12 protein-coding genes are annotated in these 14,266 nt (G+C 51.2%); 11 read left to right on the top strand and 1 reads right to left on the bottom strand.

What is annotated here, in order from left to right; all coding sequences use genetic code 11:
- Nucleotides 1-41: 41 nt before the first annotated feature.
- The 10 genes from DWZ56_RS14000 to DWZ56_RS13955 all read left to right on the top strand — a co-directional run bounded on the left by DWZ56_RS14000 (nt 42) and on the right by DWZ56_RS13955 (nt 10,524).
- Nucleotides 42-1,151, top strand: coding sequence for a mandelate racemase/muconate lactonizing enzyme family protein (locus DWZ56_RS14000; RefSeq protein WP_158584593.1), 1,110 nt, complete (start codon nt 42-44; stop codon nt 1,149-1,151).
- An 18-nt stretch (nt 1,152-1,169) separates the two neighbouring features.
- Nucleotides 1,170-1,970: a creatininase family protein gene (locus DWZ56_RS13995; protein WP_118557257.1), complete on the top strand. Its 801-nt coding sequence runs from the start codon at nt 1,170-1,172 to the stop codon at nt 1,968-1,970.
- A gap of 7 nt (nt 1,971-1,977) precedes the next feature.
- A complete protein-coding gene (locus tag DWZ56_RS13990; protein WP_158584592.1) occupies nt 1,978-2,400 on the top strand; it encodes a RidA family protein in 423 nt (140 codons plus the stop codon).
- Nucleotides 2,393-3,427 (top strand): Gfo/Idh/MocA family protein, encoded by a 1,035-nt coding sequence (locus DWZ56_RS13985; protein ID WP_118557255.1) that lies wholly within the window; start codon nt 2,393-2,395, stop codon nt 3,425-3,427. Before DWZ56_RS13990 ends, DWZ56_RS13985 begins: the two co-directional genes overlap by 8 nt.
- Complete coding sequence (locus DWZ56_RS13980; protein ID WP_118557254.1) at nt 3,414-4,157, top strand: amidohydrolase family protein; 744 nt, start codon at nt 3,414-3,416, stop codon at nt 4,155-4,157. Before DWZ56_RS13985 ends, DWZ56_RS13980 begins: the two co-directional genes overlap by 14 nt.
- An 84-nt stretch (nt 4,158-4,241) precedes the next feature.
- Entirely contained in the window at nt 4,242-4,991 is a 750-nt protein-coding gene (locus tag DWZ56_RS13975) for an amidohydrolase family protein (protein WP_243095271.1), read from the top strand.
- A 56-nt stretch (nt 4,992-5,047) separates the two neighbouring features.
- Nucleotides 5,048-5,701 (top strand): carbohydrate-binding family 9-like protein, encoded by a 654-nt coding sequence (locus DWZ56_RS13970; RefSeq protein ID WP_158584590.1) that lies wholly within the window; start codon nt 5,048-5,050, stop codon nt 5,699-5,701.
- A 25-nt stretch (nt 5,702-5,726) separates the two neighbouring features.
- Nucleotides 5,727-6,389, top strand: coding sequence for an RraA family protein (locus DWZ56_RS13965; protein ID WP_118557251.1), 663 nt, complete (start codon nt 5,727-5,729; stop codon nt 6,387-6,389).
- A 179-nt stretch (nt 6,390-6,568) separates the two neighbouring features.
- On the top strand, nt 6,569-7,795 hold the full coding sequence (locus DWZ56_RS13960; RefSeq protein WP_118557250.1) for a hypothetical protein: 1,227 nt from the start codon (nt 6,569-6,571) through the stop codon (nt 7,793-7,795).
- A 17-nt stretch (nt 7,796-7,812) separates the two neighbouring features.
- Complete coding sequence (locus tag DWZ56_RS13955; protein WP_118557249.1) at nt 7,813-10,524, top strand: glycosyl hydrolase; 2,712 nt, start codon at nt 7,813-7,815, stop codon at nt 10,522-10,524.
- Nucleotides 10,525-10,618: 94 nt separating this feature from the next.
- On the opposite strand, the gene DWZ56_RS13950 is transcribed toward DWZ56_RS13955, so the two are convergent.
- A complete protein-coding gene (locus DWZ56_RS13950; protein WP_118557248.1) occupies nt 10,619-11,617 on the bottom strand; it encodes an Rpn family recombination-promoting nuclease/putative transposase in 999 nt (332 codons plus the stop codon).
- A gap of 747 nt (nt 11,618-12,364) precedes the next feature.
- Here DWZ56_RS13950 and thrS point away from each other — a divergent pair.
- A complete protein-coding gene (gene thrS / locus DWZ56_RS13945) occupies nt 12,365-14,266 on the top strand; it encodes a threonine--tRNA ligase (protein ID WP_118557247.1) in 1,902 nt (633 codons plus the stop codon).

Below are 14,266 nucleotides of genomic sequence, written 5' to 3'. Positions count from 1 at the left end.
ATTGGTGGCGGTAAATATGAAGAATGGATGGGAGACATGTCATGAAGATCCGTAGCGTTGAATTAATTCCTGTGACATTGCCCTACTTAAAACCGGTCAGCGATGCATGGGGTGTTTACCGAGAGGTGCACTGCGGCATTGTATGCGTCACAGGCGAGAGCGGACTAAAGGGATACGGTGAGATTTCCCTGGCCTGGTTCGGCGGAGTACATAACATGTGCAGGGATGCGCAGGCGGAATGGGTGCCCCGGCTCATCGGCATGGATACCCGGGAAATCACCCGCATGAATGCCGTGCTGGATCAATGTTGTACCTTTTCCCGCCGCAGCCTGCTGGTGAAAGCGGGAATTGAAATGGCAGTATGGGACCTGCGCGGCAAGGAGCTGGGACTGCCTGTATATGATCTGCTGGGCGGCAAGCTTAGGGACCGTGTCCCCATTACTGGAGGCGTGGGCATGCTGGCGCCGGAAGAGATGGCCGCACAGGCTGTGCAGGCTGTAAAAGAAGGATATGAGGAACTGAAAATTAAAGTAGGGCTGGATGAAAAGAAAGATCTTGATACCGTATCCATGATAAGAAACTGTATCCCCGATCATATCCGTCTCCGTGTGGATGCCAATATGGCATGGAAGGACCGCAAAACAGCCAGGCGCATGCTGGATGCCATGTATGCATACGGCGTTGAGATCGCGGAGCAGCCACTTGATTATCACGATCTTAAGGGGCTTGCCTGGCTGCGGGACAATACTCACTGCCGCATCCTGATTGATGAGGGGATCTGGGACTGGCGTGATGCAGCCGGTTACATTGCGGCAGGGGCGGCGGATCTGCTCCATGTATACATATGTGAGGCCGGCGGCATAGAGGGAGCCAGGCGGGTATTTAACACTGCCGGGGCGTTTTCAATGGACTGTACGATCGGTTCCATGCCGGAGGGCATTGTAGGGGCCTGTGCAGCCGCCCATATTGCGGCGGCCATGCCAAACCTGTCGGCTTATCCTTCCGATATCAGGGGATTTGCCGTGTTCGGGGATGATGTGGCGAAGACTTCTATGAGAATTCAAAACGGATATCTGGAACTGCCCAAGGGCCCCGGACTCGGCTTTGAGATGGATGAGGAAAAGCTGGAAGCCCTGCGCGCGGACCGTTAAAGAGAGGGAGCACACAGTATGATTTTTCATAAAATGACGAGACCTGAGCTTATGAATGCCGACAGAGAGGCTGTGGCGGTAATCCCTTTAGGTTCCACGGAGCAGCATGGGCTGCATCTTCCGGTGGATACGGATACCCGGTTGGCGGATGCGCTGTGCCGGGAGCTGGAAAGGCGCCAGCCGGAGCGCGTATTGCTTGCGCCTGCCATGTGGCTGGGCCATTCCCCCCACCATCTGGATTTCGGCGGGACTTTAAGCATCAATTATGACCTGTACAGCCGGATGCTGACCGAAGTGATCGAATGCTTCGCCCAGATGGGATTTCACCGTATACTGATGGTGAATGGCCATGGAGGCAACGGCATGCCTATGGCTATCACACAGCAGGAGGTGAAGCTGCATAGACCGAATCTTATGCTTTGCGGCTGCAATTACTGGGAACTGGCAAGGGAGGAGCTGCTTTCGCTGCGGGAAGGTGGGACGTATGCCATGGGCCATGCCTGTGAGCTGGAGACTTCCCTGTATCTCTATCTGGAGGAAGGGGCGGTGCGAAAAGATAAAATCAGGGACGCAGGCTGCCCGGATGAGTCCGGTTATTTTGGCTTCGGAATGTTTAACGGCGGACCGGTATCCTATCTGACCAACTTTTCAGAAATTACCGATACCGGAGCCTTTGGATGTCCCACCCGGGCTTCCGCTGAAAAGGGGAAGCGGATGTTTGAGGCGATTTCAGAACAGCTGGAAAAATTTATACTATACTTCAGCAAAAGAGATACCATGATAAAAACTATGGATGGACATCAGGCAGAAAAGGAGTGAAATCAGTATGAAACAGGGACTTACTTCAGACAGGATCCCACCGGTATTCGGACCCTACTGTTCTGCGGTTGCGGTGGGAGATATGATCTTTATTTCCGGAAACGCGGGATTTGACAAAAATCAGAGACTGGTGGGCGGAGGAGATGTAAAAGAAGAGACCCGTCAGGCTCTGGAAAATATAAAAATGCTGCTGGAAGACAATGGCGCATGTCTGGATGATATAGTGCGTACCACCGTATATCTAAGTGACATCGCTTTGTGGAATGATTTTAATGAAGCGTATGCGCCTTTCTTCAAAGAACCATATCCGGCGCGTACATGCGTTGGATGCCAGCTGAATGGGTTTCTTGTGGAACTGGAATGCACTGCGGTCCGCGGGAGAGCGGCAGGATTAGACTCATTAACAGGAAGGGAGAAAAGGAATGATTAGAATAGGCGTGATAGGCTGCGGAGATATCGCCGTTACCGCTCATTTTCCGGCCTTGGCCCGCTGCGGCCGGGTGCAGATTGCGGCCATATCCACCCGCAGTCAGGACCGTTTGCTGGAGCTTAAGGATCGGTATCGGGTTCCATTTGCCACCACAGATTATCATGAGCTGCTGGCGTCGAAGGAGGTGGACGCGGTGATTGTTGCCACCCCGCCCTGGGCGACTCCGCAGATTGTGATCGAAGCTCTGGAGAGCGGAAAAGATGTATTGTGCGAAAAACCTGTTGCAATGACCATTGAAGAGGCCGAACGCATGCAGGAGACGGCGGATCGCACCGGACGCAGACTGATGGCTGGCATGACCTATCATCACGATCCTGTCCTGCATAAGATGCGTGAGTGGGTTCAAAGCGGAAGGATCGGTTCGCCGGTGATGTACCGGGCGGCGGTCTATGATGAAACCTGGGACCCCGAGGAGAATCCGGAACACTATAACCGTATTATGAAAACACTGCAGCACGGTTCCCCTTCCGTACATGAAGGCGCCCATGTGTTTGACTGGCTCCATGTGGTGAACCAGGCAGAGATCAGGAGCCTGACGGGTTTCGGATTTAAAAGCCGGCCGGAATTTCCGGATTCAAACTATGATATTATCATCCTGGACTACACGAACAACGACCGCGCCAAGATAGAGATCGCCTGGTTTTTAACGCAGTTTCCGGAATTTGACTTTGAGGCGGTGGGACCTTTGGGCATTGCCTCCATGAACAGCCACAGGCGGTATGCAAGGCTTAGGACCAGGGAAGAGACGGAAGAATACAATGACCCCAAAGGCTGGTGGGAGCATTGCTTTGATCTGCAGACAAGCCGTTTTATTGACCTGATAGAGAAGGGCGGTCCCTGTGAGCCCGGAATAGCAGATGCCATTTACACTATGCGTGCCACGGATGCGGTGCGTGAATCCATGCGCCGGGGTGTAACGGTGAACCTGGAGTGCCGAAGGGAGGAAATCGGAGATGCAGGTGATTGATGCTCATGTGAATCTGGGAATTGGCAGATATAAAAAGCAGGATATAGCTGCCATATTAAGCGGGATGGAGGAAAACGGTGTCGACCGGTGTGTGCTGTGCCCTGTGGAAGAATATGTTACTGTATACAACAGGGAAGGCAATGAGATGCTTGTTAAAGCGTGCTGCGAGTATCCGGATAAATTTTACGGCTTTGCCGCAGCAAATCCCTGGTACGGTGAACGGGCGGTTAAGCTTCTCACAGATGCCTTCGAAGCAGGGCTTCACGGCGCTTTTTTTGTATCTTCACTGCAGGGCTTTTCCATTGACGACCATATTGTGGATCCGCTCATAGAGGTCTGCCGCAGATACAGCAGGCCTGCCTATTTCCATACAGCCACGCCGGCCTTTGCGCTGCCGCTACAGCTGGCATATCTGGCAAGACGTTTTCCCGATGTAAACTTTATCATGGGCCACTGTGGGGCGAATGATTTTGTGTACGATATCGATGCCTCCATGTATAAAACCCCTAATCTGTATCTTGAAACCAGTCTGAATTACTGTGAAACCATCTACAGGGTAATCAGGGATTATCCGGACCGTGTTATTTTTGGCAGCGATGCTCCCCGCAGCCCTCAAAAGTTTGAGCTTGGCAAGGTACAAAAAGCCGATGCCGGGCCGGACGTGATGGAGGGAGTGCTTGGCGGTAATATCCTGCAGCTTATGGAAAGGTCATCAGCCTCCGGCTGGTGACATGGAATAAGGAGGCACACTGAAGTGTGCGTAGGTCATCAGCCTTCGGCTGGTGACATGAAAGGAGGAGGCCAGGTGAATGGTATGATTATAGATACCCACGCCCATACGCAGGACGGCATTGGGATGCTTTCAAATTATGTACCGGTAGGGCGCATGGTGGAGATTATGGATGAATATGGGGTGAAAGAGGCTTGGGTCAGCCCCGCCACTGCTATGCAGCGTGATTTTATAGAGTCCAACCGGAGACAGTACGAAGATATCAGGGCCTATCCTGGACGCTTTATAAACTTTTATACAGCCAACCCCAATTATCCGGAGCTCGTGGAGAATGATATCAGGCGCAGCATTGAAGACCGCGGCTTTAAGGGAATCAAGATGCATCCGTGGGAAACGGGTTTCCCCATCGATGTGCCGGCCAGCCGCCGGATCGTGGAGCTGGCTGTTGAGTATGATGTGCCTGTCCTGTATCACGACGGCACCCCGCCCTGGTCGGAAACCCTGCAGGTGGCGGCCATGGCGGACTACTATCCGGAGGCAAAGATCATCATCGGACACTCAGGGCTGTTTGATGCCTACCGCTCAGCGATCAGGGCCTGCAATACCCACGATAACATATGGCTGCAGATCTGCGGTCCCTGTGTGGGAGATGCCGCCGAGATCATCCGTCAGGCCAGAAAGGACAGGCTTTTATTCGGCAGCGATTTTGCTACCAGTGAAACCGCAAATCTGATGGATGAACGGCTGAAGGTGCTTGAAATGGCCTGCCCTGACGAAAAGCTGCGCAGGCAGATACTGTGTGAGAATCCACGGGAGCTGATTTCGCAGAGCTAATACATATAGCACGGTCAGACTAAAAATAAATGTGTCAGTCTAATAATGGAGGGGATATGATGCGGAAGGTTTATAGGATACCCTTCGCTAAACAGCCGGAGGCAAACCGTCTGTGTGCGGCGCCCAAGGCGTGGCTTAAGAATTGGTATCCGGTGCCGGAGGGGGAATACTGCCCCGCAACTTACGGGCAGCTGCTGCGGACTCCGCTGGCACTTTATGTACGCCTTGTATGTGAGGAACAGTCACCTCTGGCCCGGCAGCGGCTGCCTAACAGCCCGGTATGTACCGACAGCTGTATGGAATTCTTTCTGAATCCGGTTCCCCGGAACAATACATTCATTAATTTCGAGCTGAATTCCAGGGGGACCATGCTGATGGGGCTGAATGAAAACGGCGATTTTCACTGTCTGGATCCGGCACTGCAGGCGGGATGTTTTCCGGCAGCATCTGTGGATGAAAAACAGGGAATATGGGAGGTGCGTTTCTGCATTCCCGATTCGCTTCTGCACAGATTTTTTCCGGAGTTTGATCCGGATCAAACTCTGCAGATGAGAGGAAATTTCTATAAATGCGGCGATTCCGCTAAGGTGCCTCATTACGGAAGCTGGAATCCGGTTGCCAGGCGTCCCATTGATTTTCACTGTCCGGAGTGCTTCGGCGAATTGACGGTGAGTCCTGTCATACGTGAATTTATCGGCAGCTGTGAATAGCAGCTATGAGAAAGGTAGTGTAAAGATGGATAACAAAGAATTATATGAATGGATGAAACAAAACTTATATACGGCGGTGGTTTGTGATATATTGGATACATTGGGATACCGCAATCAGGCAATGCATCAGCGCCTGCGCCCGTTGGATGAAGCGAACTGTGTATTTGCAGGCCGTGCGCGTACGGTCCGATGGATGGAAGTGGATTACTTTGATCCGGAAAATCCTTATGGCAGGGAAATAGAGTTCATGGATTCTCTGGGTGAGGACGATGTGATCATTCATTCCACCGATCATTCCGGCACTAATGCTCCCTGGGGAGAGCTGATGTCCACCGCCGCCACCGTGCATAAGGCGGCCGGCTGCGTGTGTGACAGCCAGATCAGGGACTGTGTACGGATTAAAAAAATAGGATTCCCGGTGTTTTATACAGGCATCCGTCCTCTGGACAGCAGCGGACGCGGCCTGGTGGTGGACTATGACGTGCCCGTACACTGCGGGGAGGTGCTGGTTCATCCCGGTGAACTGGTATTTGCAGATTTCGACGGTGTGGTGGTGGTGCCTGGGGATGTGGAGGAAGAGGTCCTGCGCCTTGCACATGAAAAGGCCGGCGCTGAGAACAGCACCAGAAGAGAGCTGCTGGAAGGGCGGTCTCTTCAGGAAGTCTATCATAAATACGGAGCGCTGTAGCGCACTGAAGTGCGCGTAGGTCATCAACCTTCGGTTGGTGACAGCAGTCAAGGAAGCACACTGAAGTGTGCGTAGGTCATCAACCTTCGGTTGGTGACAGCAGTCAAGGAAGCACACTGAAGTGTGCGCAGGTCATCAACCTTCGGTTGGTGACAGCATTGATAAGAGGAGAAGAGATTATGGGTAAGTTTATTTTCAGCGCATGGCGCGGTATTGAGATGGATCGGACATGGGATACTCTGGCACAGGATTTTTATGATTTGGGCCTGACGCTTCCCTTTACGCCAATTTTTAAAGAAGGCTCTGACTACGCAAAAATGATAAAACTGCTGGATGACTTTGCAGCCCTCGGCATGAAAGTGATTATGTGTGACGATCGGGTAACCGCACGCCGGGAGCCCGTCCTGGATGAGGAGGATTATCGGGCGCGTTTTGCGCGAAGCCTTGAGGAATTTGGAAATCATCCGGCGGTGGCAGGATTTGATGTGGGCGATGAGCCGGATGCGCCAGAGGCTTCCACATTTTTTGCCGTGGCGCGCATCCAGAGGGAGATGGCGCCCCACCTTATGCCCTATCTGAATCTGCTTCCCTGGTTTGACTGGATCGGTGAGCGCATCGGCTCTCCCGATTACAGATCTTATCTGGACCGTGCGGTCAGAGAGGGAAATCTGGCAATTTTAAGCTATGACTGCTATTCGCAGATGTGGGAAGGGGACTCCGGCTGGGATGTGTATTTTAATAATTTGAGGGAGCTGGGGCTGGCTGCCAGAAGGCACAGCCTGCCATTCTGCAACATCGTGCTTACCACCGGGCATTATGATTATGCATGCCCCACCAGAGAAGATATGCGCTGGCAGCTTTCGACTTCTGCGGCGCTGGGGGCGAAGATGATCTCCTATTTCCAGGTGGCCGGATGGGAGCGCGAGAATTACCGCAATTTCCCCATCAACGCCTTTAATGAGCGGACCGTGGAATACGAATGGCTGGCCTGCGAGACGCGGCTGCTGCAGAAGCGTATGGGAGATGTCATGCCGGATCTGGAGTTTTATAAGGCCGGGTTTACAACCTATGCCTACGGCGGATTTGAGATATTTAAACCGGACGACACATTGTTATCCGCTTCCAATGCCAAGGACATCAATATGCTTATTTCCACCTTTGTTGATGAGGATGGTATCCGATACCGGGCTGTCGTAAATCTGGACAGAACCCGTAACGTTGAGGCGAGGCTGCATTTTGCGCCCAGCGTGGCGGTGGAACGCCGCACCTTCTATGACTCATGGGAGGGAAGTTCAGGAAATACCGATATTATCGGCATACTGGGAGATGACGGAAGCTCTGTGCGCATGTGGATGGCTGCCGGACAGCTGGAGCTTCTGCGGGAGATCCCGGTGGAAAATATATAGGGAGAATCGGAGTGCATATGGGCCAGTCAGTAAAAGAAAAAATAAAAAAGAGTTTGGAGGCACCTTCTAAGGAGGCCAGAGGATACACCAGATGGTGGTGGTACGGCTGTGACGCAGAGCGGGAGGAGATTCAAAGAGAGCTGGATGAAATGGTGAAGGCCGGCATCGGCGGCGTGGAGCTGCAGATATTGTACGCGCTGGATGCGGACGGGGAGGACAGAAAGAATCATTTTTATCTGTCTCCCGGATACCTGGAGCTGGTTGCATTTGCGGCGGAAGAAGCGGATAAGAGGGGCATGAAGTTTGATATGACGCTCGGCTCTTCCTGGCCTTACGGCGGCCCCTTTGTGCCGGTCGAATACAGCGCTCCTACAGTGCTTCCCTATACCATTGATGTCAAAGGTCCCTGCAGATTTTCTTACGACTTTACCACACGGACCTACGGGGAGATCGTTTCCTGCGTGATGGGGCGGATGGAACACTGCGAAATGATTCCGGAGAGTATTCAGGATATCACCGATCAGGTAACCGATAAATATCTGTTTAACTGGCCCTGGGGGAAAGAACTGGCCGGAATTGAGATCCCGGAGGGAGATTATAAAATAGTGGTATTTGTATCCAGTGAAAAGCGGCAGCAGGTACTAAAACCGCTTCCGGGCGCAGAAGGCTATATCATAGATCATAACCGCAGGGATGCGGCACGCTGCTTCTTTTCCTGCGCCGGTGATCCGATTGCTGCCGCGGTGAAAAAAGGGCATATCCAGTCATTCTTCTGCGATTCGATTGAGACGCCGGGGCACAACTGGACAGATATCATATATAATGAATTCCGAAAAAGAAGGGGGTATGAGCTGCGGCCATATGTTTTTGCTCTGTGGGGTGAACTGCGGGGGATGACGGATCTGGTGCGCTATGATTTCCAGAAGACGATGGCGGAACTGACGGTTGAAAATTTCTTCACAGAAATGACAAAATGGTGCCATGAGAAAGGCAGCACCTCAAGGATACAGGCACATGGCACCTGGGGGGATGTGCTGATGGCGTACGGCGCCGCGGATATTCCGGAGGGGGAGACATTTTCCGCATTTGACCGTTATGAGGTCAATACGGTGCACAGAAAGCTGGCGTCTTCCGCCGGGCATATCTACGGCAAAAGGATTATATCGAACGAATCCTTTACCTGGCTGCGCTTTCCCCGCTTTACCGTGACGCTGGAGAATATGAAGGCCGCGGTGGACGGCATATTTCTGGATGGAATGAATCAGATCGTGAATCACGGCTATTCCTACAGCCCAAAGGACAGCGGAGTGCTCGGCAGGAATTTCTATGCTTCAACCGCAATTAATCATAACAATACCTGGTGGAAGCATTATCCCAGGCTTGGTCTGTACATCAACCGGGTTTGCGATTTTCTGCGCAGGGGGAAAACAGTGGTTCATACGGCGGTCTATCTGCCGCAGTCCGATATCTGGGCAGAAAATCCGATTTCAGACCTGCATATGTGTATGAAACTGGAGGAACGGCTGACCACGGAGGCGATGGATCATCTGCACAAAAGCGGATACTGGTTTGATTATGTCAATGACGATGCGGTGTCAAGGCTGGAAAACTATTCCTATAATACGCTGATACTCATTGCCTGCAGCCGTCTGCCGGTAGAAACTGCGAAACATATCCGGGCGTTTGCCGATCGGGGCGGGCTGGTGATCTGTGCGGAGGATTATCCGATACGTTCCTGCGGACTGCCGGATCATGAGGAACGGGACCGGGAAGTGAAAGCGATGATGGAACAGATGCTTAAAAGCGGGAAAATGCTTCTCGCCCCCGACCGTTTAAAGGGGCTTACGGCCCTCTTGAAATCCGTCAGAGAGCCGGAGGTACTGATCCTCAATCATCCGGATACGGTAGGTTATGTCCACCAGCGGGAAGAGGAGCAGGATATTTACTTTTTCTCGAATATCAGCAGTGAAGAGGCTAGGGAGAAGATTACTTTTTCAAACGAGACCCGCGGAGTCTGTGTGTATGACCCAATGACCGGAGAGGAAAAGGGGATACTCGGCATCGGTAAATCCGCTCATGGGACACGGCTGGAACTTCGCTTTGAACCGTTTCAGTCTCTTTTCATCATATTTAATGATAATATCAGTGAAGAAGCGCCGTTGGAAATGAGAGAGGAAGAGTGCGCGGTTCTCGACCTGTTGGAAGGGTGGGCGTTTACTGCGCAAAACGGCAGCTTCAATAAGATTTATGAAAAATTGGAGAGCTGGGAAAAGGAAAACGAGCTGAAATATTTTTCCGGTGAAGGGATTTATCAAAAAGAGTTTGTCTGGGAGCAGGAACCGGAAAGCATGATGCAGAGAAATGAAAAGGCATATCTGTGTCTGGAGAACCTGGGAGAAACTGCAGATATTATCCTGAATGGGAAACCGGCAGGGGAAATTTTCATGCGTCCTTACAGGCTGGATATTTCCTCTTATCTGCAAAAAGGATTAAACAGGCTGGAGATTCGTGTGCAGAATCTGCTGATTAATGCGGCGCTTGATCCACAGCGTGAGGAGACTGAGTATCCGGAACCTCTGATCGACCGTTGGCCCTATACGACCGCAGCCCTTAATCAGACCCGCAGGGAACGCCTGCACTGCTTTAAGGAACGGGAAATGATATCCGAACCGCTAAAATCCGGAATGTGGGGGCGAGTGGAAATAAAAACAGTGAAATCCTTTACTTAGGACTGCCCGGATTTATAGAAGGGGATGTATACGGAGAACTTGTGTGGCTGGGAGTGTTTAACTGAAAAAATGAGTTTTATAGGGAGGGCGAAGTTCAGATATCGCCCTCTGTTTTTATTCCGTATTCAGTGTATAAACTGTTTCGAAAGGCTTCATCATTTGTTGCGCGCAGCAAATCATCTGTACGGGAATCCTGAAGCAGATGGGTTGTTAATTGGAGAAAATCGGAAAACAGATCTTTGCCTTTTTTCATCCCTCTTTTCTCACCGAGTTCCGTATAATATTCTCTGATAGTAGCTTCATCCGAGTCCCGCATTTCACGACGTAAGTATTCGTAACGCAGGGTCTTATCACGGTTTATTTGATCCAGTTCATCAACTGCTGCCTCCATGTATTCGTTCGTTTTTGCCATATTGGTCAGGACCTCCCAATCTTTCGCTGATATCAGCTTTGCCCAATGGTATATGTCGGTTTGCTTTTCATTTTCCGGCACATGTTCCAATTGGTTTAAGTATAACATGCGCAGCCCCAGCTTGTCACTATATACCTTTCCGTTGTCCTTTATCAGCCGTACTTTTTCATAGAAACTATCTGCCTGTTTGAGCTGGAAGCCCAATATGCTGATATGGATACATTCTTTTAATAAACTGTAAGTATCTCCTTTTACAAAGCCATCTGCAAACATCTTACATAAGTAAAAAAGGGAGCGCTCTTGCCAGTACGGATAGGGTAAAAGCTGCATTTCCAGATTGATTTTTCTTTGATTGTTCAGATGTACTCTTATATCCAGGATGCCCTCCCGATCTTCCAGATAGTCGCCGTGTAAAAAGGTATCGGGGAATTCCAGATCAATGATCTGTTCCGGCCGTAAGCAGAGCAGAGCGCTTAAGAGACCTGTCAAAGCCTTTTTGTTGCGGACAGCCTTTTTAAAGGCAAAATCGTTGGTCAGGCAGATGTTGAGGGCAGTGTCACTGTCCGCCAGTTCCCGGATCAACTGCTCTTTTTCATTGGTAAGTGGATCGCCCCATTCATTTGTAACAGATGTTTTAGGTTCCTCCTTACTGTCATGGTTCTTTTGTTTGTTATGTCTCATATGGCATACTCCTCCTTGACGGTCACCAGCCGAAGGCTGATGACCTGCGTACACATCAGTGTGCTTCCTCGTTTCCTGTCACCAGCCGAAGGCTGATGACCTGCGCACACATCAGTGTGCTTCCTAGTTCAGTCTTATTTCAGGGAGCAAAAAGCGGGGAACACCTAATGGCAGAGAGTTTCCCGTTATTTTGCATACAAAATGGGAATCTGGCGGCGGAACTGCCGCACGGATCAGGAGAATTCTCCTGAAAAAAAGAATGCATAGATTTGTTGCGTGTTTATCACTCTACCATAAACATGAATAATAATCAATCATAAAAATTGTTAATTGACAAAACAGCCTGCCGGGAGTATGATGAAAATCAAGAAAAGCTGTGATAGAAACAGTAGCCGTCTATGAGGCGTACAGAGAGAGGGAGTATAAGCTGCAAGCTTCCTTACGCGGATGGAACCGGTGAAGACCCCTCTGGAGCTGCGCATGAGGAATGCCGCCGTCTGCCTGCGTTAAGGGCCAAGGTTTGACAGAACCGAAGTGAAAATCAAGGTGGAACCGTGTGTTGTATGATGCACCCTTGGATGGATATCAGTCCGTCCAGGGGTACTTTTTTTGCAGAATATTTGCCCTGTTGACTAAAAAATACTTTGCAGGAGCCTTTAGCGGAGTGGCTTATGTCGCTTAAGCGATCCGCAGCAGGTGGAGAATCCTGTGAGAGAATTCTACCCATAATGAGGAAGGAGCAGAAAAATGAAAATTACATTAAAAGATGGAGCTGTAAGAGAATTCGAAGGGCCGGTTACGGTATTGGATGCAGCAAAGGCCATAAGCGAAGGCCTGGCAAGACGGCTGTGTGCGGCGGAAGTGGACGGCCGGGTGGTGGATTTGAGGACGGAGTTAAACAGCGACTGTACGGTGACATTTCTGACTTTTGAGGATGAGGACGGCAGAGGCGCATTCCGCCATACGGCTTCCCATATCATGGCTCAGGCCGTGAAGCGCCTGTATCCGGAGGTTAAGCTGGCCATCGGCCCGTCTATAGCGGATGGATTCTATTATGATTTTGACCGGGATCAGCCCTTTACCCCGGAGGAACTGGACAGCATTGAAAAAGAAATGAAGAAGATTGTGAAGGAGAACCTTTCTTTGGAACGCTTCACGCTGCCCAGAAAAGAGGCCATCGCATTGATGGAGGAGAAGGGGGAGCCGTATAAGGTTGAACTGATCCGCGATCTGGAGGAAAGCGCTGTGATCAGCTTTTACCGCCAGGGCGAATACGTGGATCTCTGCGCAGGTCCTCATCTGGTGAGCACCGGCGCGGTAAAGGCATTTAAACTCACATCGGTTGCCGGAGCCTACTGGCGTGGGGATGAGAAAAATAAAATGCTGACCAGAATCTACGGCACCGCCTTTACTAAGGCCGCAGATCTGGAAGAGTATCTGACCAGGCTGGAGGAGGCCAAAAAGAGGGATCACCGCAAGCTGGGCAAGGAGCTGGGGCTGTTCGCACTCATGGAAGAGGGGCCGGGCTTCCCGTTTTTCCTGCCCAAGGGAATGGTGCTGAAAAATACGCTGATTGATTATTGGCGTCAGATTCATACCAGGGAAGGCTATGTGGAGATTTCCACCCCTATGATGCTGACCAGATCTCTGTGGGAGACATCCGGCCATTGGGATCACTATAAGGAAAATATGTATACCACGGTGATCGATGATACGGATTTTGCCATCAAACCCATGAACTGTCCCGGCGGCATGCTGGTGTATAAATCCGCGCCCCATTCCTACCGGGATCTGCCGATCCGCATGGGTGAGCTGGGACTGGTGCACCGGCATGAAAAATCCGGCACGCTGCACGGCCTGATGAGAGTGCGCTGCTTCACCCAGGACGATGCCCATATCTTTATGACCAAGGAACAGGTGACGGATGAGATCAAAGGCGTTGTCAGGCTGATCGATGAGGTATACAGCCTGTTCGGTTTCAAATACCATGTGGAGCTTTCCACCCGCCCGGAAAACAGTATTGGCAGCGATGAAGACTGGGAGATGGCTACGGACAGCTTAAGAAAAGCGCTGGATGAAATGAATCTGGCTTATATTGTGAATGAAGGGGACGGTGCGTTTTACGGGCCCAAGATCGACTTCCATCTGGAGGATTCTATCGGCAGAACCTGGCAGTGCGGTACGATCCAGCTGGATTTCCAGCTGCCGCAGCGTTTCGAGGCGGAGTATACCGGCACGGATGGCGAAAAACACAGGCCGATCATGATCCACCGTGTGGTGTTCGGTTCCATAGAGCGCTTTATCGGCATACTGATCGAGCATTATGCGGGTAAATTCCCTGCATGGCTGGCGCCGGTGCAGGTAAAAGTGCTGCCGATCTCAGATAAGAACAGCGAATATGCGGGAAGGGTATACCAGGAGCTGAAGAAGAACGGCATCCGCTGTGAGCTGGACAGCCGCCCGGAGAAGATTGGCTACAAGATCCGCGAGGCTCAGCTGGAGAAGGTTCCGTATATGGTGATCACGGGAGCTAAAGAGGAGGCGGAAGGCACGATTTCCGTTCGTTACCGCGACTCTGGCGATAATGTGACAATGAGCCTGCAGGAATTTACGGACATGCTGAAAGATGAGATAGAAAACAGAAAATAA

It is taken from the genome of Lachnotalea sp. AF33-28, assembly GCF_003477885.1.
Lineage (GTDB): Bacteria > Bacillota > Clostridia > Lachnospirales > Lachnospiraceae > AF33-28.
Note: the sequence above shows the minus strand (reverse complement) of the source record. Positions and strands in the feature narration are given on the sequence as shown.